This window comes from Pseudofrankia sp. EUN1h, from assembly GCF_001854645.1.
GTDB classification, from domain to species: domain Bacteria; phylum Actinomycetota; class Actinomycetes; order Frankiales; family Frankiaceae; genus Pseudofrankia; species Pseudofrankia saprophytica.
Genome location: NZ_MBLN01000066.1, coordinates 110465 through 134581, shown reverse-complemented (window position 1 = coordinate 134581; position 24117 = coordinate 110465). Strand labels below are relative to the sequence as shown.

16 protein-coding genes and 1 pseudogene are annotated in these 24117 nt (G+C 72.6%); 9 read left to right on the top strand and 8 right to left on the bottom strand.

The annotated features are described in order from the left end of the window. Positions 1-92: 92 nt before the first annotated feature. Together BCD49_RS26005 and BCD49_RS26000 are read right to left on the bottom strand one after the other, a co-directional pair. On the bottom strand, positions 93-1811 hold the full coding sequence (locus tag BCD49_RS26005; RefSeq protein WP_007516377.1) for a replication-associated recombination protein A: 1719 nt from the start codon (positions 1809-1811) through the stop codon (positions 93-95). A 135-nt stretch (positions 1812-1946) separates the two neighbouring features. Beyond that, positions 1947-2927: a PaaX family transcriptional regulator gene (locus BCD49_RS26000; RefSeq protein WP_035931204.1), complete on the bottom strand. Its 981-nt coding sequence runs from the start codon at positions 2925-2927 to the stop codon at positions 1947-1949. 224 nt (positions 2928-3151) lie between these two features. Here BCD49_RS26000 and BCD49_RS25995 point away from each other — a divergent pair, with 224 nt between their 5' ends. Then, complete coding sequence (locus BCD49_RS25995; RefSeq protein WP_007516379.1) at positions 3152-4792, top strand: glutamate--tRNA ligase; 1641 nt, start codon at positions 3152-3154, stop codon at positions 4790-4792. A gap of 225 nt (positions 4793-5017) precedes the next feature. Here BCD49_RS25995 and BCD49_RS25990 read toward each other — a convergent pair whose 3' ends face one another. The 4 genes and pseudogenes from BCD49_RS25990 to BCD49_RS25980 all read right to left on the bottom strand — a co-directional run bounded on the left by BCD49_RS25990 (position 5018) and on the right by BCD49_RS25980 (position 10170). After that, positions 5018-8089, bottom strand: a complete 3072-nt coding sequence (locus BCD49_RS25990; RefSeq protein WP_241832401.1) for a HEAT repeat domain-containing protein — start codon at positions 8087-8089, stop codon at positions 5018-5020. A 129-nt stretch (positions 8090-8218) separates the two neighbouring features. Beyond that, positions 8219-8620: pseudogene (locus BCD49_RS46495) on the bottom strand (toll/interleukin-1 receptor domain-containing protein); the annotation flags it as partial. A gap of 76 nt (positions 8621-8696) precedes the next feature. Continuing rightward, complete coding sequence (locus BCD49_RS25985) at positions 8697-8984, bottom strand: MoaD/ThiS family protein (RefSeq protein WP_007516381.1); 288 nt, start codon at positions 8982-8984, stop codon at positions 8697-8699. Between the two features lie 94 nt (positions 8985-9078). Continuing rightward, entirely contained in the window at positions 9079-10170 is a 1092-nt protein-coding gene (locus tag BCD49_RS25980) for a WD40/YVTN/BNR-like repeat-containing protein (RefSeq protein ID WP_071042005.1), read from the bottom strand. A 316-nt stretch (positions 10171-10486) separates the two neighbouring features. Here BCD49_RS25980 and BCD49_RS25975 point away from each other — a divergent pair, with 316 nt between their 5' ends. Genes BCD49_RS25975 through BCD49_RS25965 form a run of 3 tightly spaced genes read left to right on the top strand, consistent with a single transcriptional unit; the run spans position 10487 to position 13714 of the window. Continuing rightward, positions 10487-11149: a hypothetical protein gene (locus BCD49_RS25975; protein ID WP_007516383.1), complete on the top strand. Its 663-nt coding sequence runs from the start codon at positions 10487-10489 to the stop codon at positions 11147-11149. Continuing rightward, the gene (locus BCD49_RS25970; RefSeq protein ID WP_083401694.1) at positions 11146-12564 is read left to right on the top strand and encodes a radical SAM protein; all 1419 of its coding nucleotides are present in this window, start codon (positions 11146-11148) and stop codon (positions 12562-12564) included. The genes BCD49_RS25975 and BCD49_RS25970 overlap by 4 nt, the downstream gene beginning before the upstream one ends. A gap of 4 nt (positions 12565-12568) precedes the next feature. Further along, positions 12569-13714: a formylglycine-generating enzyme family protein gene (locus BCD49_RS25965; protein WP_007516385.1), complete on the top strand. Its 1146-nt coding sequence runs from the start codon at positions 12569-12571 to the stop codon at positions 13712-13714. Between the two features lies 1 nt (position 13715). On the opposite strand, the gene BCD49_RS25960 is transcribed toward BCD49_RS25965, so the two are convergent. Next, positions 13716-14741, bottom strand: a complete 1026-nt coding sequence (locus tag BCD49_RS25960; RefSeq protein WP_232794398.1) for an LLM class F420-dependent oxidoreductase — start codon at positions 14739-14741, stop codon at positions 13716-13718. Positions 14742-15284: 543 nt separating this feature from the next. Between BCD49_RS25960 and BCD49_RS25955 the strand changes: the two genes are divergently transcribed. The 4 genes from BCD49_RS25955 to BCD49_RS25940 all read left to right on the top strand — a co-directional run bounded on the left by BCD49_RS25955 (position 15285) and on the right by BCD49_RS25940 (position 22501). Then, a complete protein-coding gene (locus tag BCD49_RS25955) occupies positions 15285-17084 on the top strand; it encodes an acyl-CoA dehydrogenase (RefSeq protein WP_007516387.1) in 1800 nt (599 codons plus the stop codon). Between the two features lie 51 nt (positions 17085-17135). Then, entirely contained in the window at positions 17136-21584 is a 4449-nt protein-coding gene (locus BCD49_RS25950) for an nSTAND1 domain-containing NTPase (RefSeq protein WP_007516388.1), read from the top strand. A 159-nt stretch (positions 21585-21743) separates the two neighbouring features. Continuing rightward, a complete protein-coding gene (locus tag BCD49_RS25945) occupies positions 21744-22154 on the top strand; it encodes a YidH family protein (RefSeq protein ID WP_007516389.1) in 411 nt (136 codons plus the stop codon). 23 nt (positions 22155-22177) lie between these two features. Continuing rightward, entirely contained in the window at positions 22178-22501 is a 324-nt protein-coding gene (locus tag BCD49_RS25940) for a DUF202 domain-containing protein (protein WP_007516390.1), read from the top strand. Between the two features lie 40 nt (positions 22502-22541). On the opposite strand, the gene BCD49_RS25935 is transcribed toward BCD49_RS25940, so the two are convergent. Continuing rightward, positions 22542-23315 (bottom strand): siderophore-interacting protein, encoded by a 774-nt coding sequence (locus BCD49_RS25935; RefSeq protein ID WP_007516391.1) that lies wholly within the window; start codon positions 23313-23315, stop codon positions 22542-22544. 127 nt (positions 23316-23442) lie between these two features. On the opposite strand from BCD49_RS25935, the gene BCD49_RS25930 reads away from it, so the two are divergent. Continuing rightward, entirely contained in the window at positions 23443-24036 is a 594-nt protein-coding gene (locus BCD49_RS25930; protein WP_035931205.1) for a helix-turn-helix domain-containing protein, read from the top strand. Positions 24037-24117: the final 81 nt, after the last annotated feature.

Genomic DNA, 24117 nt, shown 5'->3' with positions numbered 1-24117 from the left:
GGGCCCCTGCGTCGCCGGGATCTGCCCGGAACGCGAACACCGGTTGTGTCAGGACCTTACCGACCGGATGGCCCGAAGCACGGCGCGCCCCGCTAAGAGCCCTGCTCTCGTGGGCCGGGCGCCGCGTCCGGCCCGGCGCCGCCAGCCGCTGGTCGCGCGCCGCCGCGCAGCACGGCGCGCAGCTCGTCGGCCCTGGCCGAGGCACGCCGCTCGAAGCCCAGCTGACCGGGGCGGAAGTAGTCGACGCCCACCAGCTCGTCCGGCGCGTACTGCTGGTCGACCACCCCGCCCGGGTAGTCGTGCGGGTAGCGGTAGCCGTCGCCGTGCCCGAGCCGGCGGGCGCCCTGGTAATGCGAGTCACGCAGGTGGGCCGGCACCGAGCCGCCCCTGCCGGCCCGGACGTCGGCCGTGGCCGCGTCGATCGCGCGGATCACCGCGTTGGACTTGGGGGCGAGCGCAAGATGGATCACGGCCTGCGCGAGCGCCAGCCGCGCCTCCGGAAGCCCGATCATCTCCAGGGCCTGGGCCGCGGACACGGCGACGCCGAGCGCACCCGGGTCGGCCATCCCGATGTCCTCGCTCGCAAGGATGATCATGCGCCGGGCGACGAAACGCGGGTCCTCCCCGGCCTCCAGCATCCGGGCCAGGTAGTGCAGCGCCGCGTCGGCGTCGCCGCCGCGCATGGACTTGATGAACGCGCTGACGACGTCGTAGTGCTGGTCACCGTCCCGGTCGTAACGAACGGCCGCCCGGTCGACGGACTGCTCGAGCAGCGCCAGATCCACGGCGGCCGCGGGCTCCCGCGGACCCGCCGCGGTCCCTGCGACCGGCTCGCTCCCTCCGACTGGCTCGGTCTCCCCGTTCGGGCCCTCCCCGGCCGGACCCTCCCCGGCCGCTGGGACCTCCCCGGCCGCCGCGGGCTCGCCCGTCACCGTGGGCTCGACGACCGGCTCGGCCTCGACGGCCGGCTCGGTGCCGGGGGCCAGCGCGGTGCCCGCGGCGGCTGGCTCCCCCGCCGTCCCACCCCCGGCCGGGACCTTGGCCAGGGCCGCCTCGGCGCTCGCCTCCAGTGCGGTGAGCGCCCGGCGGGCGTCACCACCCGCGAGCCGGACCAGATGGTCCAGCGCGTCCGGGGCGATGCGCACCCGACCGCCGTAGCCGCGTGGGTCGACCAGCGCCCGGCGCACCAGGACGCGGATGTCGTCGTCGGTGAGCGGAGTGAGGGTGAACAGCAGCGAGCGCGACAGCAGCGGGGCGACGACGGAGAACGAGGGGTTCTCGGTGGTCGCGGCGACCAGCGTGATCCAGCCGCGCTCCACCGCGGGCAGCAGCGCGTCCTGCTGGGTTCTCGTGAACCGGTGGACCTCGTCGATGAACAGCACGGTGCGCAGGTCCGGCTCGGGCACCGGCCCGCGCGCCTGCCTGGACCGGCCACTCGACAGGGCCAGTGCCGCGCGAGCCTCGTCGATCACCGCCCGGACGTCCTTCACCCCGGCCGTGACCGCCGACAGCTCGCGGAACCGCCGCCCGGTCGCCCGGGAGACGATGTGCGCGAGCGTCGTCTTGCCGGTGCCCGGCGGGCCCCACAGGACGACCGAGGTCGTCCCGCCGCCCTCGACCAGCCGGCGCAGCGGGCTGCCCGGCCCGAGCAGATGGCGCTGGCCGACCAGCTCGTCGAGCCCGCGCGGGCGCAGCCGATCGGCCAGCGGCCCCGTCGGCGTCACCGGCGCCGCGTCCGCGGCGGGGCGGTCACCGGCGACACCGCCGACCGCGCCGCCGGTGGCCGGGGGCACCGTGTCGAACAGGCTCACCCGTCAACCGTACGGCGGACAGGTCACGGCACCGTGCCCGGTGCCCGTACGGCTCGGCACAGCCCCGTGGTCGAGCTGCTGCAAGGGGCGACGTCCGCAGGGCCTGGGTCGTGGCCCGCGGCGGACCGGCGCTGGTCAGCCGCCGACGCGCTGGTAGCTGGCGAGGTGCGCGAGGTCGGGGGCGGTCTCGGCGATGACGGCGCGGAACCGCGCGGCCGCGGGCGGGCCGAGGCCGTCGCAGATCTCGGCGAACAGGTCGCGGGCGGCGCGGCGCGGCCAGCGCTCGGGCAGCAGGTCAAGCGGCAGGTCCGGGTCGAGGCTGGGGAAGCGCCGCCAGGCGGCGAGCGTCGCGGTCCGCGCGACCATCGCCTCGGCGCCCGTCACCGCGCCCGCCCTGACCCGGTCACGCAGCGGGGCATGGGTGGCGACGAAGTCCTCGTAAAGGGCGTGCAGCTCGGTCAGGTCCCAGGCGGCCATCGGCGGGCGCGGGTCGCTGCGGCGCGCGTCGACGGTCGTCGTCAGGACCGTGGAGGCCAGCACGCCCAGCTCGGCGAACGCCCGCCGCGCGGGCTCCGCGACCGGGCGAGGACTCACCCACATGCCGTCGTAGAGCGGGGCGAAGCCGAGCCAGCGCAGCCGGCTGCGCACCGCGTGCCTGACGTCGCGCAGGTCCTCGGGCAGCGAGAAGGCCGCGACGGTCCACCGGCCGTCCCAGGGCTCGTGCCGCTCGCCGAAGGCCCGCAGCCGGTGCACGTTCTCCAGCACGACGGCGGACGCCTGAGCCGTCAGCCCGTAGTAGGTGTTGCGCCCGACTCGGGACGACTCCAGCACGCCGCGCCGGGCGAGCCGCGACAGCGCCGCCCGCGCGCCGACCGTCGTCACGTCGAAGTCGGCGAGCAGCGCGACCAGGGCGGCCGACGGCAGGTGCTCACGGCGGCCGTGCCAGTAGTCGCCTAGCAGGCTGCTGAGCAGCCGCTGCGGATGCGACCCCTCCTGGGAACGCGGCAGGTCGACCTCGGCCTGCCCTGGCAGGGCGCGCAGGGTCGGCCGCTGGCGCGGAACGAGCGGACTCCCCGGCAGCTGGTCCGGACCGATCGTCCGGCGCGGCGACGTCACAAAGGGGCAGTTTACGAGCGGCCGGCACCAACCCGGGAGGATCTTGAAAGTTACGATCGGCCAATCGGCCCCGCTCCAGTGACCGCGGGCCAGGCCGAAGCGGCCCTTCTCGATAGGCTTGGCCGATCGAGAAGGCACCCCGGCGCGACGATGGCGAAGTCCCACGGGCCCGGAGGCCGTTCCAGGTAACTCAGCGTTTTCCGTGGTCCGTGGAGGTACCCGTCATGATCGACCGGGACGAGATCGATGCCCTGTTCCCGTCCGATCTGCCTGAGCCGGCGTACTGGGAGACGCGGTACCCGCCGCGGGACCTGCCGCCGGGCGCGATGGTGACCCGGCTCGGCCCGAGCCCGACCGGTTTCGCGCACTTGGGCGGCGTGTACGTCGCGATGCTGGACAAGGACCTCGCCAGGCAGTCCGGCGGCGTGTACTTCATCCGGGTGGAGGACACCGACGCAGCCAGGACCGTCGAGGGCGCCACCGCGCTGTTCGACGTGGCCTTCGGCTACTTCGGCGTGACGGCGGACGAGACCGACCAGAACGGCGCCTACGGCCCGTACACCCAGTCAGCGCGGGAGCAGATCTACCTCAGCTACGTCAGGGAGTTCCTCCGCGGCGGCTTGGCCTACCTGTGCTTCGCCACCAGAGAGGAGCTCGCCGCGGCCGCCGACGAGCAGCGCGCGGCGAAGGTGCCCACCGGCTACTACGGCCGCTGGGCTCCCTGGCGCGACGCCCCCGCCGAGCGGGTTCGTGAGGCGCTCACGGCCGGCCGGCCGTACGTGGTCCGGTTCCGCTCCCCCGGCGACGGCGGCCGCGCCGCGTTCACCGACCTGGTGCGCGGCGACCTGTCGGCCGACGCCAACCGCAACGACGTCGTCATCCTGAAGAGCTCCGACAACCCGGTGCGGCTGCCGACCTACCACTTCGCGCACGTGGTGGACGACCACCTGATGCGGGTCACCCACGTGATCCGCGGCGACGAATGGCTCTCATCCGTCCCGGTGCACCTGCAGCTGTTCGCCGCCGCCGGGTTCGAGCCCGTCGCGTACGCGCACATCGCGCCGCTGCTGAAGCAGGACGGCACCGCGAAGCGGAAGCTCTCCAAGCGCAAGGACCCCGAGGCCTCGGTCGAGTTCTTCATCAGCGCCGGCTACCCGGCGCCGGCCGTGCTCTACTACCTGCGCGGGCTGATCAACGGGCGGCTCGCGGAGCTGCCCCTGGAGCAGGCGCTGCACGAGCCGCTGCGGCTGTCCGAGGCGGGCGTGTCCGGGGCGCTGGTCGACCTGGTCAAGCTGGAGGACATCTCCGCCGACCACATCGCCACCATCCCGAGCGAGGAGATCCTCGGCCAGGTCGTCGCCTGGGCCGAGGCCTACGACACCGAGCTCGCGGCGGCGGCACGGGCCGAGCCCGAGCTCGCGCTGCGGGCGCTCGACATCGAGCGGACGGGCGTCGACAACCCGCGCAAGGATCTGCGCAAGTGGTCGGACTTCCGCCCGGTCTACGGCTACTTCTTCACCGGCCTGTTCGAGCCGGTGACCGACCCGGCCGACCCCCGGCTCGGCGCGCTCGCGCCCGAGGTCGTCCGGGAGCTGTGCGCCGAGTTCCTGCGGAACTACCAGGACCTGACCGACGGCGACGCGTGGTTCGGCCAGTTGCGTGCCGCGGCGGCGGCCACCGGCTTCGCCGGGAGCCCCAAGGAGTACAAGGCCGACAAGGACGCCTTCCACGGCTCCACGAAGGAGGCGTCGCAGGTCATCCGCGTCCTGCTCACCGGCTCGAACCGCAGCCCCGCCTTCCACCTCGTCTCCCATGCCCTCGGCGAGGCCGAGGTCCGCCGCCGCGTCGGCGCTGTCCTCGCCTGACCGGCCACGGGTCTCGTCCTGCTGTCGTGCGTTGTGGCCCCGAGCCTTCTTCGTCCCACGACGCGGGACAGGTTCCCCACAACGTCTGACGAGGCTGGCGGACCGGCCGACGGCGATGGAGGGGACACCTGGATGTCGGTGCCGTCGCGCGTCCACCGGTCCAGCGCGGGATGGTGGGCGCCTCGACGCCTAGCCCGACGGGTTCGCAGCCCCGGGCTGGGCGAGTCAGCCGCCCAGCAGCCGCGCGAGTCGGCGAAGGCGCAGGCCAGACGTCGGGTGCAGATCAGAACGCGCAGCCTCGGCCAGCAATGCCGCCGGCTCGGTCGAAACGAATCTGAGCTCGTCCAGCTCCTGTCCCCGCCCGGCCTCCAAGATCTCGATAGACGACCATGGTGCGCGGAGAACGGCCACCAGGCTGACGTTCATGATGGGCATCTCGATGACCGCCGTGGGTACCGAGATGTCCACCTGGTCGGCGGGCAGCCCGAGCTCTTCGACGAACCCACGCCTTGCGGCATGGACGGCTGGGTTCTCACGCCCCGGCGCGAAGTCGTCGCCGGTCAGCTGTTCCTCGAAGCTGGCCGACCATCGTCCGGGCGCGTACGGGGTGCCTCGACCCCGGCGCGCCATCAGCACCTCGTCATCCGAGCTAACGACGATGCAATGCATGCACGCAATGCCGGGCAGTTGGACAGCCCCACGTAGCCATCCCTCGATCATCCGATCCTGGTACTCACGTAGCCGTGGGTGCGCGCGCCGCAGGGCGCGGTGGAAGGCTGCACCCTGTTCCCAGGTCGTCGCCGCGACTGATACCTCCGTCACGCCGCTGTCGGACCTGGAAACCGCGCGGAAGCGGTACTTCGATTCCCAGCCCTCACCGACCTCGGCGTAGTCCTGATCGGTGGCGAATTCGGCCGCCTCCGGATCGATTGCCGCCTCCTCCGTCTCGACCAGGCCTACGACAACGCTGCTATTTCCGCTGTGGTCGCTGTGGGAAGGCTGCGCCAGCACCTCGAAACCGCCTTCGTCGACAAGGCAGTCCTCGGCCTTCGTGGACCTCGTCACCAGGTCGAGCAGCTCGCGCGCGAGCAGCGGGCGCCCCGCCGAGGCGGCATCGCKGGCAGCATCGACGACCAGCCAGCGCCGAGCGGCGCGCAGCGCGGGGGTCGGGGCATTGTCGATCTGCGTCGCGAGCGCTTCCCGGCACGCCTGCCGGACGTCGGCGGACAGCGGCGGACCGCCAAGCTCGTCGACCAGCGCGGCGCGGGCTCGCGGATCCTCCGCGATGCCAAGGCACCTCGCGATGACTCTGCGTACGAACGTCTGCTGATGCGCGAAGCCGTCGATCAATGCCGTGAGCAGCTGGGGAGTCAGTTCGCCCCGGGCAATCCGCTCATATGCGCGGTCGGCGTAGGCCCGCACGACCCGCCAGTCGGAGTACTGACCCCGTTCGTCAAGCGGGTTGAGGTACCTGACGATCTCTTCTTCGTCAACCTCCGGAGCGGCGCCCGACGCCTGGCCAGCAAGGCGTGCCACGCTTTCCACGGCGGCCCGCCGCGTCCGGGGATCGAAATCCAGCTCCACGATGATCCGCTCCAGAATGCCGATGGATGACGCACGCTCCGTGTCGCCGAACTCCTGACCGAACTCGCCCAGTGCCTCGGCGACCTCGCCGAGAACCTGATGGTCGGCCCCCGACTCCAACTCGGCGAGCGCGAACTCCTGGAGTGCCAGCAGCGCATCCGGGGTCCGGTATCTCGCGAGCGCCTCGACGAACCGTCGGCGCAATGACCAGCGAACCAGCCCATCGCGTAACACCGGTATCGCGCGCTCGGGCCGAGCAGTGTGCCAGTCCTCGACCACTTCGAACACGGACGCCAGCGAACTGGCCGCCTCCGGAGTGACCCGCGCCGGCGGGCCAAGCCCGCTCGCCCTCGCGTCGGCTTCCGACCTGGGCGGATTCACCTGATCGCCAGCGAGACAGTCGAGAACGAGCGGCAGCAGGACGTCGAACTTGTCGCGCAGGACGTAGGTCGCTGCCCATGCCCGAGCGTTCCAGCCCGGGCTGAGCCGCTTCCGATCCAGCATGTCCACGAGCTTGTCGAACGCCCCCCGCTTCAGGTCCTCGTCGGAGGCGTCGTGTGCGACCTGCACGGCCATGGCGAGCAGTGGCCAGTCGCGGTCATCACCCGCGTCCCACGACCACCAGAGCGCATCGACGGCAGTACGCGCCATCTCCGCGGCGAGCGCGACACCCAGCCGCTCCCTTACGGCACGCTGGACCAGGGCGTGCACCCGCACCACGCCGTCATCGACCGTCACGAGACTGAGGCGATGCAGGCACCGCAACCCGTCCCGCGCGTGGTCGGCCGTCACCTCGTCTCCGTCATCGGCACCCGCGACCCATGCGCTCGTGAGCCAACGTAGAGCGGCCGGCGCCTCGAAGACCCTAGCGGGCGCACCGTTGGGGTCGAGCAGGCTCGCGAGCCGCAGCAGCGGCAGGGCCAGCCCCCTGGGCGCCAGCTCGTTCGCGATCTCGATCGACAGAGACCAGGTGACGTCGATCGTTCGCTGGTACTGGTCGGGGACAGCGTCAGCCTCGGGGAAGAGCTCGGCAAGGCGGCGACGGCGGTCCGTGAACCGTCGGCGGTAGTCGGCACACGTCAGGTCCCGGTCCCGCATGAAGGCGACCGCCTGGCCAAGCGCGAGCGGCAGGTTCGCCAGGTCCCGCGCGACTCCCTCTACGTCATCCGCGAGCCGTGGGTGCTCGGCCAGCGCCGAGCGCAGATAGGTCCTCGCCTCAAGGTCGGTGAACACGCCGAGGACAATCATGCGTCGATTTTCGGTGACCAGCGCCGCGTCACGACGACGGGTCGTGACGATGGTGCGCCCCGAGCCCGTGGCAGGTGGCCACAGGTCACGCAGGTGGCCGGGGGCGGTAAGGTCGTCCAAGACGATCAGCCAACGTCGCGAGGTGGTCGCGAGCCACGCCAGGAATCTGCGGGCCGCGTCCTCGGACGCATGTTCGTCGGTGCCGGTGAGCTGCCGCGCGGCCTGCGCATACTGGGCCACGACCGTCTCACGCGACGAGGCGGAGACCCACATCAGGAGATCCACAGTGCCCGCGCCGAGCGCCCGCCTGGCGTACGCGGCGGCCAGCTGCGTCTTGCCCACCCCACCGAGCCCCGCAAGCACCTGCGAGAGCACGGCCGTCCGCCCGCTGGCGGCGATGTCATCAAGAGCGCGCGCCTCCGCGCGCTCCAGAAAGTAGCCAGCCGGCGCGGGTACCACACCCACCTGAATCGGCGGAGGCGGTGGCACTCCAGGGAAGATCGGTCCAGGAAGGCCTGCTTCCGGAAAGACAGGCGGCACGGTCGGCCGGGATCGACCGGCTACCGCCGCCGCGAGCCTTTCCAGAAGGCGAGCCCTGGCCGCGGCCTCGTCGATACCGAACAGGTCAAACGAGACGACCTGCCCGAGGAGCCCMGGGAGCTGGCATTCCGCGATCCGGACCGGTATCAGCCGACGTGCGGCACCCACCGGATCAGCCGCCAAGGCCGCAGACCAGCCGGCCTGGGCATACGTCGATTCCAGGTAGGCACCGGAAATCAATGCGATCGTCCGGTCCCCGCTGGCGGCACCCCGTTGCGTCGATGCGACCCAGTTCGTCCCCGGGACGAAGTCCCACGCCTCCACGAGCACCCGATAGCCCACGCTCTCCAGCTGCCAGGCGACCCATTCCGCCCAACCCTGATCGGCCCTCGCGTGGGAGACGAAGAAATCCAGGGGCCCCTGGGTACTTCCCGCAGTGGTCTCGCCGCCGAGCATGACGCCGGATCATGCCACCCGAACCACTCGCACAACAATCACTCCGACCCGGTGAAAATCAGTGAGGCGGGCCGGGCTAGCCGCCCGCGATGGACGGGATCACCTGGATCTCGGTGCCGTCGCGCAGCGGGGTGTCCGCGCCGGCGAGGCGTCGGCACTCCTCGCCGTCGACGAACAGGTTCACGTAGCGGCGCAGCGCGCCGCGCTCGTCGCGCAGCCGCCGCTCCAGCGCGGGATGGCGGGCGGCGACGACGTCGAGCGCGGCGGCGAGCGTCGCCCCGGCCACCGGCAGTTCCAGCTCCACCTGGCGCGCGCCGCCCGCGTGCTGGCGCAGCACCCCGGGCAGCAGCACCGTCACCCGCATGGCCGCCCCTTCCCCTGCTGCCGGGGACGGGGGCTGCCGGAATCTCGAACGAAGAGCATCTCGGCACCTCCTGTGGCCCGCTGGCTTTGGCCCGTTAGACCACGGCCGCGCGGACGCAGGTGACGTCGGGCAGGTGGGCGGCGACCCGGACCCAGCTGTCGCCCTCGTCCCGGCTGGCGTAGACCTCGCCGGTGCGGGAGCCGAAGTAGACCCCGGCCGGGTCGGCGTCGTCGGAGCACATCGAGTCGCGCAGCACGGCCGTCCAGAAGCCCTCCTCGGGCAGGCCGGCGGTGCGCGGCTCCCAGGAGGCGCCGGCGTCCTCGCTGCGGTACACCCGGCAGCGGCCATCCGGTGGGAAACGCTCGCTGTCGGCCTTCAGCGGGAAGTTGTAGATGACGTCGCGTCGGCTCGGGTGGGCCACCATGGCGAACCCGAAGTCGCTGGGCAGGCCATCAGCGATCGAGACCCAGCTGTCGGCGCCGTCGTCGCTGCGGTAGACGCCGCCGTGGTTCTGCGCGTACAGCCGCTCGGGCCGCACCGGGCAGGGAGCGACCTTGTGGACGCACTGGCCGAACTCGGGGTACGGGTCGGGAAGATAGCCCGCCTTGATCCCCTTGTTCGCCGCCGACCAGTTCTCGCCGCCGTCGAGCGTGCGGTAGACGCCGCCCGACGACATCGCCACGGTGATCCGCTTGTGGTCGACCGGGTCGGGAAGCACGGTGTGGATCGCCTGGCCGCCGTAGCCGGGTTCCCAGTCCGGGMGGTGCGGGTGGTCCCACAGCCCCTGGACCAGCTCGAAGCTTCGCCCGCCGTCCGTAGAGCGGAACAGCGCTGACGGTTCGACGCCGGCGTAGACGACGTCGGGTTCGCCGACCGGCCCCGGAGTGATCTGCCAGACGCGCCGCAGCGCCGTGTCGGTGCCCGTGGGGAACGCGATCGGCGCGGTCGCCGGCTCCCGCCAGCTCGCGCCCAGGTCGTCACTGATCGCCACGTTCGGCCCGAACCACTCGCTCGACAGCCCGACGAGCACCCGGGGCACCGGGCCGCGGGTGTCGATCGCCGCCGAGTACACCTCGACCATCGGGTGGTGCGGGCCGGTGACCTCCCAGCTCGCCCGCCCGTCCCGGCTGCGCGCCAGCCACAGCCCCTTGCGCGTGCCGATCACCAGCAGCACCGTCGCCACCATCAGACCTCCCGGAGTTCCGCGGTCGCATCAAGCCGTAGCCGGCATTCTGGCCGGCCCTTCGACAGGAACCGACTCCCCGATCGCGCCAGACTCATCGCTCATCGCGGCAGAGTCCCGAAAACGCCCACCGGGTCCGAATACGCGCCGAGCCCTACGCCGCATCTCCGGGAACTACGGAACGACTGGACGCGCCGCAACCGGTTCCGATCATGCGACGCCGAAGAGAGACTCGCGCCGTGGCGGACATCCAGAGATCTCCAGCGACACGGTGGCGGGGTGCCTGTCCCCTCACCAGCGAAATCCGAGAGCGCGGCCGGTGAGCGAGCGGGAACTACGGCTGAACTCGCTGGGACGATATGCGAAGACGTCGTCGCGGCTGGTGCTGGAGGAGCACGGACACTGCGAGGTGCCAGCCGGCTGCGGCGGAGTGGTGATGCGGTGGCGCGACCCTCGGGCAGGCACCCCGTTCACCATGCGGATGGTTTCCCGCGGCTACGTCACCGACATGTTCCTGGACGGCGCCCGGCCGCCCTCGGGTCACACCATCGTCCCGTTCGGCGAGCACGTGGTCGCGTTCGCGATCAGCGGGTTCCCCGCGGGCGTGCCCTTCCTCGCCTTCTCGGGCACTACCCGCGCCGAGAGCCAGGTCATTCCGGACGTCGAACAGCAGTTCCCGCAGGTGGTCCTGTCGGCCGCCGACGGGACCTGGCGCTACCGGCGGACGGCGCCGGACGACTACACCTGGATGCTGCCCGGCTTCGACGACAGCAACTGGCCGGCGATGGTCGCTTTGGAGTGGCCCGCGCCCGACCCCGGTGAGCGTCCCGACTACCAGGTCACCTCGCTCACCAGCCAGGGCGCGCTCGGGCTCGGCATCGAGATCCCGGACCGCGAGCTGCGATATCCCACCGACGAACCACGGCGGGCCTGGATCCGCAGGACGTTCACGCTGGTTCCTCCGCCCGAGGTGGCGCGGTGAGCCCGATCGCCCGGCCACCGCTGGTCGTGGTCCCGCAGCATTTCGGCAGCACGGTCTTCGACCGTCGCACCTCCCGATATCTCCCGTTCGACGCCGCGGCCACCGCGGTGCTGACTGAGCTGGCCGAGGCGCCCATAGGCGAGGTGCTCGCGCGCCTGGCCGACGACGAGCGGCGAGACCAGGTCATCCGTTTCTACGAGGACTTCTACGACCGCGGGTTCTTCACGGTGGACGGCCGGCTCGCAGGAACGGTCCTCGAGGGTCTGGACGTGCCTGCGGATCATCTCGTCGGCCCGCTGGCCGTCCATCTCGAGGTCGTGGGCAGCTGCAACCTCACCTGCACCCACTGCTTCGCCGGTGACCTGCCGCGGCGCGGCGAGCGGCGGCTCGCTCTCGACGAGATCGACGACCTGTTTGCCCAGATGGCGTCACTGGGCAGTTTCCGGCTGGGTCTGACCGGCGGTGAGCCGCTGCTGCGCAAGGATCTGTTCGCTGTGATCGACCGGGCGCTCGCGCACGGACTCGCCCCCTGCGTCACCACGAACGGCCTGCTCATCACGGACGAGGTCGCCCGCGAGTTCGGCCGGCGCGAGCTGGTCTGGCTGAACGTGAGCCTCGAGGGCGCGACCGCGGCGACGAACGACGCCGTCCGAGGCGAGGGCACCTTCGCCCGGGTGCTCGACCGGCTGGCGGTGCTGCGCCRCCACGCCCGCTTCACCCTGGCGTTCACGATCATGCGCAGCAATCTGGCCGAGATCGAGGCCTGCGCGCGGCTGGCGCACCAGGTGGGCGCGGACACGGCCGTCTTCCGGCCGCTCTACCCGGTGGGCGTGGCACGCGAGAACCTTGACCTCATGCCGACGTTCGCCGAGTACAGCTCCGCGCTGCGCACGCTCTCCGCGCTCGGCGACCTCGAGATCGAGGAGGAAGACGATGAGGGGGCCGGCCTGGATGTCCGCCACATCGACCCGTTCAGCCCGTTCTCCCGAGACGAGTCCCAGTCGGTGATCTACCAGAACTACGGCTGCGGAGCGGGCAACCTGGTCTGTTCCGTCTCGGTGTCCGGCCAGGTCAACCCGTGCAGTTTCCTCGGCCCCGAGTTCGACGCCGCGAACATCAGGAACCGCTCGCTCGCCGACGTCTGGCACGACAGCGCCGGTTTCCGGGCCATCCGGGCGCTGCCGCCCACGGAGCCCACCAGTGCCCACGGCACCACCGCCACCTTCGCCGGCGGCTGCCGAGCCCGCGCGCTGGCCTTCAACGGCTCCATCCACGCACCTGACCCGTGGATCACCGAACACGCGCACGCCGAGCTGGCACTGGCCGGCGCGGTCCGCAACCCGCTGGCGATCGTCGACGTGTCCGTGGGCCGCGGCCACGGCGGCCAGGGCACGCCGTGCGGCGGCTGTGGGTGAGTCGATGACTGAGAAGACCGCGAACGGCGAGTACGCCTGGCTGCTGGAGGATCACGGCACGGCCGGGGACGCGCGCACCCTGTTCCAGATCGCCAACCGGCTGGCGGCCGCCGGCGACGACCGGCTGGCCGCGACAGCCTTCGACCGGGCCTTCGCCGTCGATCCGGACGACGAGGAGATCGCGCTCGCCCGAGCCGTGCATCTCGACGGCCTCGCGGTCGAGGATCATGGCCTGCGGTTCTGCTACGTCCCCGCCGGCACGTTCCTCATGGGTTCGATGGACGGAGAGCCGGACGAGCGGCCGGTGCGCCCGGTCCGGCTCGGCGACTACTGGCTGTCCGAGACCGCGGTGAGCTGGGCGACGTTCTGCGATGTTCTCGGCTGGGAACCGGCGCCCGTCAGCACCCCGCCCCAGGAGCTGGAGCGTAAGGACGCCTTCATGCTCCACCAGGGCAACAAGATCCGCCGGCAGTACTGTGAGGACGGGACCCGCCGGGCCCGGGACTGGCACGCCCATGCTCCCGACGCCAGGTACACCTCCGGTGCCGGAGGACCGACGCTGTCCGCGGTCAGCCTGTTCGGCAGCCCGGACCGGGGTGGCTCCCAGCGTCCCTGGACATACGACGGCAAGCCCATGGTCAGTGTCGCCTGGGATCAGGCCGCGGCGATGTGCGCCGCGATGAGCACCGGCGCCGTCCAGTACCGCCTGCCCACCGAGGCCGAATGGGAGCACGCCGCCCGCGGCGGCTTCAGCGGCCGCCGCCGTCCCTGGGGCGACGAGCCGCCGACGCCGGAACTCTGCGACTTCGACCGTTTCGACGCCTTCGCGATCCGGCCGATGCGCGCACTACCGCCCAACGGATACGGCCTGTTCGGGATGGCCGGCTCGGTGTGGGAGTGGACGGCCGACTGGTACGACGCGGAGTACTACCAGCACGGCCCGGCCGACAACCCACGCGGCCCGGAGTCCGGAGAACACCGGGTGCTACGGGGAGGATCCTGGGCCGACTGCGCCGACGTGCAGACGGTGTCGTTCCGGATGTCGCGGTCCCCCGACATGTCACGTTCCACGCCCGGACATACGCGGGGCATGCGTTCCTACATGGCCGCGAACATCGGCTTCCGGATCTGCCGGACAGCCGCCGTCTGAGTCACACGGTGGCCGGCTCCGGCGCGAGGCCGGCGAAGAGCTTGGACACGTCGGGGCCGTCGTTGAGCAGGGCGATGACAGGGGTCGTCACGCCGTGCTCCACGTAGCGGCGGACGCCGGCCCGGCACTCCTCCAGCGAGCCGTGGACGCACAGCTCGTCGACGACCTCGTCGGGGATGGCCCGCAACGCGCCGGCACGGTCGCCGGCGGCCCAGGCGTCCCACAGGCCGCTCAGTTCGGGCGTGCGGCCGAGCCACTCGTGGAAGGCCCGGTACACCGGGACGGTCAGGTAGGCGGCGACCTGGCGGCGAAGCAGCTGGCGGGCCGCCACCGGGTCATCGTGGACGAGGACGAAGATGCGCACGGCGATCTCGGCGTCGGGGTTGTGTTCCCGGACATGGGGGATCACGCGGTCGCAGTCGTCGGGGGACAGCCAGTTGAGGATCGCGCCGTCGGCCTCCCGGCCCGCGAGGCCCAGCATCCGCGGGCGCAGGGCCGCGACCAGGAGGGAAACGGGCGCGGGCGGGACGACGCCGAGCCGGAAGCCCTTGACCGTGAACGACGGGTACGTCTCGGTGATCTTCTCGCCGGCGAGCGCGCGGCGCAGGAAGCGGACCGTGTCGAGCATCCGCTGGTAGGGCCGCTCGAACGGGATCGAGTTCCAGTTCTGGACGATGACGTCCGACGACGTGCCGAGGCCCAGCACGAACCGCCCCTCGGCCGCCGCCGACAGGGTCGCGGCCGTCTGCGCGAGCAGTGCCGGGCCGCGGGTGAACGCGGGCAGGATCGCCGTGCCCAGCCGCAGCCGCCGCTGCGTCGCGCCGAGCGCGAGCGGGACGACCCCGTCGCCGCCGGTCGCCTCGGCTGACCAGATGTCCGTGTAGCCGAGGTCGGCGAGCTCGGCGTAGCGGGCCGGGTGCTCGGCCAGCGGCACTCCGGCGAGCGGCACGGTGATGCCCCACCGCCCATCCGTCGTCGGTCGGGCGGTTGGCTCGGACAGCGCCTCGGCGCGCGGGTCAGAGGTCACGGACCCGAAGTATGCGACACCTGTCTCTGGTTCGCTCCGTGCGGGCACGGCGCTCCGGCCCCTTGCTCGCTTCGCTCCCAAGGGACCTCCGCGCCGCGGGGTTCCTGCCGGATCGACGAAGTCGATCTGGGAGGTCCGCCTCCTCCGCTCACGGGCGCTCCGGCGACCTCGCTGCGGCCCAACCCCGTTCGCTTCGCTCCGGGGCCGGGCCTCCGCGAGGCGCGCCTCCGCGCCCGCACGGTCACCCGCCGCTGAACGTCAGCAAACCACAACGACCCGGTCTAGAAGCATCCCCGCGAGCGCCGAGGTCTCGGGTTGGTGACGTCACCGCGGAAGGCAAGCGAGCTGGCGCGGAGGCGCGCCTCCGCGGAGGCCCGGCCCACGAGCGAAGCGACGTGGGTTGGGCCGCAGCGGAGGTCGCCGGAGCGCACGTTCGCGGAGGAGGACAGCGCACGGAGGTCCCTTGGGAGCGAAGCGAGTAAGGGGCCGTAGCGCGCTGCCCGGACGGAGCGAACCAAGGACAAACTGGTTACGGTTACCGCCATGGCCGAGTCTGTGCTGTTGTCGCGGCGAAATCTGGACTTCCTGCTGTATGAGTGGCTGGACGTGACGGCTCTTACCAGCCGGGAACGGTTCGCCGAGCATGGGCGGGAGACATTTGACGCGGTTCTCGACCTCGCCGAGCAGGTCGCGACCGAGCACTTCTATCCGCACCTGCGCGCGGCCGACACGCACGAGCCGACGTTCGACGGGGAGCGGGTCTCGATGATCCCGCAGGTCGGCGTGGCGCTGGACGTGTTCGCGAAGACCGGCCTGGCGGCCGCCACCTTCGACGCGGAGCTGGGCGGCGCGCAGTTGCCCGACGTGGTCGCGAGCGCCTGCTTCGCCTGGTTCCAGGCAGCGAACATCTCGACGTTCGCCTATCCGTTCCTGGCTGTCGGCAACTCGAACCTGCTGGTCACCCATGGCACGCCCGAGCAGGTCGACCGCTACGTCCGCCCGCAGCTCGAGGGGCGTTTCTACGGCACGATGTGCCTGTCCGAGCCGCAGGCCGGCTCCTCGCTGTCGGACATCACCACCCGGGCCGAGCCGCGCCCCGACGGCACCTACCGCCTGTTCGGCAACAAGATGTGGATCTCCGGCGGCGATCACGAGCTGTCCGAGAACATCGTTCACCTGGTTCTGGCGAAGATTCCCGGCGGCCCGGCGGGCGTGAAGGGCATCAGCCTCCTCATCGTCCCGAAGTTCCTCGTCGAGGATGACGGTTCGCTCGGCGAGCGCAATGACGTCACGCTCGCCGGCCTCAACCACAAGCTGGGCTACCGCGGCACCACGAACACGCTGCTGAACTTCGGCGAGGGCCGCCACCGGCCGGGCGGCGAGCCCGGTGCCGTCGGCTACCTCGTCGGCGAGCCCCACAAGGGGCTTTCATACATGTTCACGATGATGAACTCCGCCCGCGTGCACGTCGGCGCGGGCGCGATGGCTCTGGGCTATGCCGGCTACCTGAAGGCGCTGAAATACGCGAAGGAGCGCCCGCAGGGCCGCCCGCCGGCCGGGAAGGACCCGCGCTCACCCCAGGTCCCGATCATCGAACACGCCGATGTCCGGCGGATGCTGCTCGCGCAGAAGTCCTACGTCGAGGGCGCGCTCGCGCTCGTCCTCTACGCCGGCAAGCTGCTGGACGACGAGCGCACCGCGCCCACCCAGGCCGAGCGCGACCAGGCGCACCTGCTGCTCGACACACTCACCCCGATCGTGAAGAGCTGGCCGTCGCAGTGGTGCCTCGAGGCGAACAGCCTCGCCATCCAGGTCCACGGCGGCTACGGCTACACCCGCGAGTACGACGTGGAGCTGCACTTCCGGGACAACCGGCTGAACCCGATCCACGAGGGCACGCACGGCATCCAGGGCCTCGACCTGCTCGGCAGGAAGGTCGCCATCGGCGGCGGCGCGGGCCTCGCCGCGCTCGTCGGGACGGCGCGCGCCACCGTCACCGCCGCGACGGCCGCCGGCGGCGAGCTCGCGGACCTGGGCGCCCAGCTGTCCTCCGCCCTCGACCGCGTCGTCGAGGTCACCGGCGTGCTGCACGGCGCCGGCGACCCGGATGTCACGCTCTCGAACGCCACGGTCTACCTGGAGGCCGTCGGGCACGTCGTCGTCGCCTGGTTGTGGCTCGCCCAGGCGCTCGCCGCCGACGGCCTGGACGGCGCGTTCTACGACGGCAAGCGCCAGGCCGCCCGGTACTTCTTCCGCTACGAGCTGCCGAGGACCGGCCCCCAGCTCGACCTGCTCGCGAGCCTCGACCGCACCACACTCGACACCGACCCGTCCTGGCTCTAGGGCCTTTCGCGTTACCTTCGGTAGTACACCCGTCTGTGGGAGCCTGATGGGGTGGTGACGGGGGCGGACCCACTGGCGGGGGCCGACGGGCGCGTCGACGACGGCGCGGACTTCTTCGTGTCCTACACGGCGGCCGACCGGGGCTGGGCGGAGTGGATCTCCTGGCAGCTGGAGGCCGCCGGCGACCGCGTGCTCATCCAGGCATGGGACTTCGGCGTCGGCTCGCATTTCGTCCACGAGATGCACCGCGCCGCCTCGACGGCGGCCCGCACGGTGGCGGTGGTGTCGGCCGCGTACCTGACCTCGGCCTATGGCGAGGCGGAGTGGCAGGCGGCGTGGGCCGCCGACCCGTCTGGCGAGGGCCGCAGGCTGCTGGTGGTCCGGGTTGAGGACTGTCCGCGGCCTGGGCTGCTGGGCCAGGTGGTCGGGATCGACCTGTTCGGCCTGGACCAGCGGGAGGCCGGGGAGCGGCTGCGCGCGGCGGTGCTGGGCGTGCGCGCCAAGCCGCGGCGTCCCCCGGTGTTTCCGGGCGGTACGAATGCCAGCCCGACTCCCCCACGGTTCCCCGGGCCGGCCGCGCCGTGGGACGCGGCCTGGCAGCCGGGCCGGTCGCCGTTCCCGGGGCTGTCCGCCTTCGACGCGAGCCGGGCGGCGGTCTTCAAGGGTCGCGACGACGACGCCCGGCTGCTGGCGGGCAGGCTGGCGGGCCCGGTGGCGGACGGCGCCGGGTTACTGGCGGTCGTCGGCCCGTCGGGGTGCGGCAAGTCGTCGCTGGTCGCGGCCGGGCTCGCGCCCAGACTGGCCGATGATCCCGACTGGTTGGTGACGCGGCCGATGGTGCCGGGCGTCCGGCCGCTGGCCGCGTTGGCGGGAGTGCTCGCCGAGGCGGGCCGCGCGCGGGGCCTGGGCTGGGACCGCGGCGGGCTCGTCGACCGGCTCACCGAGCCGGGCATGACCATGGAGGTCGTCGAGGAGCTGCTCGCGGCGGCGGACCCGCCGGCGCGGCGGCTGCTGCTCGTCGTGGACCAAGCGGAGGAGCTTCTCACCGCCGGCGGCGAGGCGGGCCGGGAGCGCCTTCTCGAGGTGCTGGCGGCCGCGACCGCCGGACCGGCGCGGGTGGTCATGACACTGCGGTCCGAGTATCTGGACCGGCTCATCGAGGCGGCGACACCGGCCGGGCTGCGGGTACGCGCCGAGGCCCTGCATCCGCTGTCCCGGGACCTGCTGCCCCTCGTGATCAGCGGGCCCGCGCGGCTGGCCGGGCTGGCGGTCGACGAGGAGCTGGTCGCCCGCATGGTCGCCGACACCGGCGACGGGCAGGCGCTGCCGCTGCTCGCCTACACGCTGCAACGACTCCACGCGGAAGCCCGGGAGACGGGTTCCACGGTGCTGTCCGCCGCGCTCTATGACCGGACGGGTGGGGTCCGCGGTGCCCTCGTCGAGCACGCGGACACCGCGCTCGCCGAGGCCACGGCCGCCGCCGGCCGCACCGAGGAGGAGGTCCTCGCCGGCCTGCTCCGGCTGATCACCGTGGATGCCGAGGGCCGGCCCACCCGGCGGCGGGTTCCGCTCGACCAGCTCCCCGACCCGGTGCGGGGCACGCTCACCCCGTTCGTCGCCCGCCGTCTGCTCGCCGTGGACAGTCAGCCCGGCGGGCCGGCCACCGTCGAGGTCACCCACGAACGGCTCCTGACCGCGTGGACCCCGCTGGCCACCGCGATCAGTCAGGCGTCCGACCGGCTGCGCCAGCGCGCCCAGGCCGAGGCCGCGGCCGACGACTGGGATCGGCGCGGGCGCCCCGTCGAGCGGCTCTGGAACCTGGGCCTGGCCGCCGGCACACTGGCCGCCGTCGACCTGGGCGACCTGACGTCCACGGCGCGCGACTTCCTGACGACCGGTCGCCGGCACGGCCAGCGCCGCCGGCGACGCACCATCGCGGTGCTGACCGTGCTGCTGCTCCTCGTCACCGCCGGCGGCACCACCGCGACGGCGCAGTGGATCAACGTCGGCCGGCAGCGCCAGGAGGCGATCGCGCAGCGAAACCTCGCGACGGCCCGGGCACTCGTCACCCAGGCCGAGCGGCTGCGCGACCGCGACCCGGCGGCCGCGCTCCCCCTGAACCTCGCCGCGGAGCGGCTGGTCTCCAGCTTCGAGGCCCGGTCCAGCCTGGCGGCGACACTCGCCGCCGCGCCCTGGACCGGCGCCGCGGACGACGAGCAGAACATCACCCAGGTCGCGTTCAGCCCCGAGGGGCGCACCGTCGCCACCGCCAGCTACCTCGAGGACCGCGGCCGCCTGCGGCTGTTCGACGCGAGCGACCCGGCGCACCCGACCGACGTCGCCCACGTCGACGACGACCAGGCCCTGTCGACTGTCCAGTTCAGCCCCGGCGGGCGCACCCTGCTCACCATCAGCGGCCAGGACGACGTGGACGGGGCGCGGCTGCGCCTGTACGACGTCAGTGACCCGCGTCACCCGGTCCGCACCGCCAGTTTCGACGACGACCTGATTCTGGCTGACTTCGCGTTCAGTCCCGACGGGCGGACCCTCGCGGTCGCCTGCTCCTCCATCGAGACCGGCCGCGGGCACCTGCGGCTGTACGACCTCGGCGGCGCAGGCGGCCCGGCGCGGACCGCCAGCATCGACGACGACCAGAACCTCGTCGATGTGGTGTTCAGCCCCGACGGGCGCACCCTGGCGACCGCGAGCTCCGGCATCACCGAGGGCGGCGGACGGTTGCGGCTGTACGACGTCAGCGACCCGCGCGCCCCGGACCGCGTCGCCAGCGTCGACGAGGATCAGAGTCTCTTCAAGATCGCGTTTGGCCGGGGCGGACGCACCCTGGCCACCGTCAGCCGGCCCTCCGCCGAGACCGGTCACCGTATCCGGATCTACGACGTCAGCGACCCGCACGACCCGGCCCGCACCGCGACGCTCGACGACGGTCGGAACCTGGCCAAGGCAGTGTTCAGCCCCGACGGGCGCAGCCTCGCCATCGCCAGCGACCTCGGCGACGGGAGCGGCGGCCAGGTCCGGCTGTACGACGTCGGTGCCGCGCGCGGGCCGGCCCAGGTCGGCACCATCGCCGACGACGCCGACGACGCCGACGACGACATATACAGTCTCGCGTTCGGCCCTGACGGGCACGTCCTGACCATCACGACCCCGCGCGGCGACGCGGACGGGACACGGCTGCGGGTGTACGACGTCCGCGACCCGAGCAACCCGCTGCCCACCACGACCGTCAAAGACAACCAAGACATCGCCTCGGTCGCGTTCAGCCCCGACGGCCGGACAGTCGCCACCGGCAGCGTGCCAAACGACACGAACGGGGGCCGGCTGCGGCTGTATGACCTCGCCGCTCCGCGCAACCCGGTCGGCACCGCCGCCATCGACGATGACCAGTTCCTTGCCCTGGCCGCGGTCAGCCCCGACGGGCACACCCTCGCCGTGGCCAGCGCGCGGATCAACGGACGCGGAGGCCGGCTGCGGCTGTACGACATCAACGACCCACACGCCCCGGCCCTCACGGCGGCCGTCGACGACGACCAGGGTCTCGGCGCGGTCGCGTTCAGCCCCGACGGGCACACGCTCGCCACGAGTTCCGGCGGTGATACGGCTCGCGGGCGGCTACGGCTGTACGACGTCAGCGACCCGCGCGACCCTGTCCGCATCGCCGCCGTGGATGACGACCAGAACGTCGTCGGCGTCGCCATCAGCCCCGACGGGCACACCCTCGCGACCACCAGCGCGCTCCCCGACACCGACGGCGGGCGGCTGCGGCTGTACGACATCAGCGACCTACGCCACCCACGGCGGGTCGCCAGCATCGGCGACGACCTGAGCTCCTCGCTGGTCGCGTTCAGCCCCGACGGGCACACCCTCGCGACCGCGAGCGCCCATGGCGGCGCCGGCGGCGGCCGGCTGCGGCTGTTCGACGTCGGCGACCCGGGCGACCCGCGGCCTACCGCCGCCATCGACGACGACCAGGATCTCATCGCGGTCGCCTTCAGCCCCGGGGGACGCACCCTGGCCGTCACGAGTGCCGTCACGAACGTGGAGGGCGGGCGGCTACGGCTCTACGACGTCGGCGACCCGCACCATCCCATCTCCATGGCCAGCGTCGACGACGACCAGAACCTCTCCCTGGTCGCGTTCAGCCCCGACGGGCGCACCCTCGCCACCACGAGCGCCCACAGYACCGCTGCTGGCGGCCGGCTACGGCTGTACGACGTCACCACCCCGCGCGAGCCGACCCGCACCGCCAGCGTCGTCGACGAGCAGAACCTCCTCGGTCTCGCGTTCAGCCGGGACGGACGCACGCTCGCCACCACGGGCGGTATCGGGAGCGGTGGACGGCTGCGGCTGTACGACGTTCGCGGAACATCGGCGCTGAGCGGTCGTCTGCGCCCGGTGGCCTGCGGCGTGGCTGCCGGGGGGATGTCCCCGGCGGAATGGCGCGACGAGGTGCCGGACATTCCGTTCGTGCGGACCTGCTGACCGAGCACCACCCTGCGTGCGCCCTCCGAGCGGCCGACGTACCCACCCAGCCGTGTCCGGTGAAACGAACAATCAGGGTACGAAGCATCAATTTCCACACCTGGTCGACTAACAATGTCCGCCATTCCTAGCCCGGCCGACGGCGGTTAGGTTGGCGGCATGGAGTGGCTGCGCCGGCTGTGGCACCAGGGGCGCGACCGCTCGCGGCGGCCGATACACACCATGGGCAAGGAGCCGGACTATCGGTTCAGCCTGGCGAACGAGCGCACGTTTCTGGCCTGGATCCGCACGGCGCTGGCGCTGCTGGCCGGCGGCGTCGCGGTGGTRCAGCTCGTGCCGACCTTCTCGATCGGCTGGGCGCGCCATCTGCTCGGGATCGCGCTGATCGTGATCGCGATCGCGATCGCGGCGACCAGCTACGCCCGCTGGGAACGCCGGGAGCGCGCGATCCGGCTCGGCGCGCCGCTGCCCCCGTCACGGCTTCCCCAGCTCACCAGCCTCGGGATCGCCGTCGTCATGGTCTTCGCGCTCGCCTTCGTTCTCGTCGACGTCGCCCGCGGCCACCAGTGACGCGCGGCCCGGGCGGTCCACGGGTGCACCCCACCGAGCAGCTCGACCCGGGTCTGCAGAGCGAGCGCACCCACCTCGCCTGGCAGCGCACCGGCCTCGGCTTCGCCGCCCTCGGCGCGCTGTTCCTGCACAACGCGTTCGACGGTCACCTCGTGCTCGCGGTCCCTGGTCTGCTCACCCTGCTCGCGGCCGCGCTGCTGACGAGCCGCGCCCAGCGGCGCTACCGCGCGACCGTCGCGGCCATCCAGCTGGGCCGCTCCCCCGCCGACCGTGGCGTCATCGCCGCCACCGCGGCCCTCACCATCGCACTCGGCCTGACCAGCCTGGCCGTCATCCTGCTGCTCTGACGGATCCCGGCCCGGGCACGCCCGGGCCGGTCCCCGCGCCTCAGTCCATACCGCGGCGCCCCGGGGTCCAGAACGGATGGGTGATGACGGCGCGTCGCGGCCAGCCACGGTCCTCCACGAGGTGGCGCCGGACGGCCTGGATGGTGCGCGCCTCGCCGGCCACGTAGGCGACGCCGGGTTCGGCGGGCAGCGCGAGCGCGGCGAGGGCGGCCGGCAGGCGCGGCGAGTCGGCGGCCGGCTCGCCCTCGCGGTAGACGAGGGTGAGCTCGTCGCGGCGCGCGAGCGGGAGCGCGTCGCCCGGACGGTCATGCTCGATCGCGCCGAAGACCGGCGCGTCGGCGGGCAGGGCCCGCAGCATGGCTCCGAACGCGACCGCGGCGGTGTCRTCGCCCGCGAACACGTGGTACGGCGCGTCCGGCTGGGCGACCAGGTGACCCTCCGGTCCCTTGACCAGCACGGCCCGGCCCGCCGCGGCCGCGCGAGCCCAGCGGGCGCCCGGGGCGTCGCCGCCGTGGTCGTAGAGGGCCAGGTCGAGCCGGCCGTCCGGGTGGTAGTCCCACACGGAGTAGGTGCGCTTGAGGTCGCGCGGGTTGCGCAGCCAGGTGCCTGGCGCGGACGGGTCCGCGAGCACCATGCTGACGTGCTGGCCCGGCGTCCAGGCGACCCCGGCGAGCGCCTCGCCGGCGAGCCGGACCAGCCGGGTGCGCGCCGCCAGCTGCTCCGTACCGGTCACCTCGGCCCGCCGCAGCACCCGGCCCAGCGGGTTGCGCGACCGCCCCGACCGCCCCGCCGGCACGGCGTCTGTCGTCTCCATGACTTCCTCCGGGAGCGCTCGTTCTCGTTCGGTTCCACCGTTTTTACCGCAGATAGCTATACGATAGCTAGCAATCAACGCAGACTTCGGCCGGCCTGCCTGGCGCGGCCGGCCACCAACGGAGGTCATGGTGACTCCATCCGAGCCGACCAGAGCCGTCTACGTCCGCATGCCGGACAAGCTCGCGCAGAAGCTGGACAAGGCGGCCGAGCGCTTCGGCGTCAGCAAGCGCGACCTGCTGGCCACCCTCGTATCCGACCACCTCGACATCGAGGGGGATGAGCTCGTCTTCCGTCCGCACGGACGGGGACCGGGCGGGAAGGGCACGAGCGGGAAGGGGACGAACGAGCGCCCGGTCGGCGAGGACGAGGGCGCCGACGACCGGGCCCGCGAGGAGTCCACCGGCGCGCCCCGCGCGCCCAGGCCTGGCGACTTCTGGAAGAAGCGCGCCGCCGACGTCTGGAGCCCGGGGACCGGCGCCGGCGAGACGCGGGCACGGGCGGACCGGGGGAACACCTCCGATCCGGCACCCGCCGCCCCGGTCAGCGAGGTCCTGACGCTCGAGGAGGCCGCCGAGCTGCTGCGGGTCTCGGTCGACGACGTCCGCGCCCTGGTCGAGTCCGGCGATCTTCCCGCCCGCCGCATCGGCGAGGCCTGGCGGCTCACCCGCACCGCCGTCCTCGCCTGGCTCGGCACCGAGTCCCGGCCGGCGTCGGACTGAGGTTCCACCCAGGGGTCCCGGTGTCACCGTCGCGGGGCTCTGGGTCGGGTTTCGCCACGGGGCTCCATCTCGATCTCGGGA

Excerpts from the sequence above, each read along its gene's own strand:
- BCD49_RS25995 (WP_007516379.1), top strand. The coding sequence starts at position 3,152 with ATGATCGACCGGGACGAGATCGATGCCCTGTTCCCGTCCGATCTGCCT.
- BCD49_RS25930 (WP_035931205.1), top strand. The coding sequence starts at position 23,443 with ATGGTGACTCCATCCGAGCCGACCAGAGCCGTCTACGTCCGCATGCCG.
- BCD49_RS25985 (WP_007516381.1), bottom strand. The coding sequence starts at position 8,984 with ATGCGGGTGACGGTGCTGCTGCCCGGGGTGCTGCGCCAGCACGCGGGC.
- BCD49_RS25965 (WP_007516385.1), top strand. The coding sequence starts at position 12,569 with ATGACTGAGAAGACCGCGAACGGCGAGTACGCCTGGCTGCTGGAGGAT.
- BCD49_RS25955 (WP_007516387.1), top strand. The coding sequence starts at position 15,285 with ATGGCCGAGTCTGTGCTGTTGTCGCGGCGAAATCTGGACTTCCTGCTG.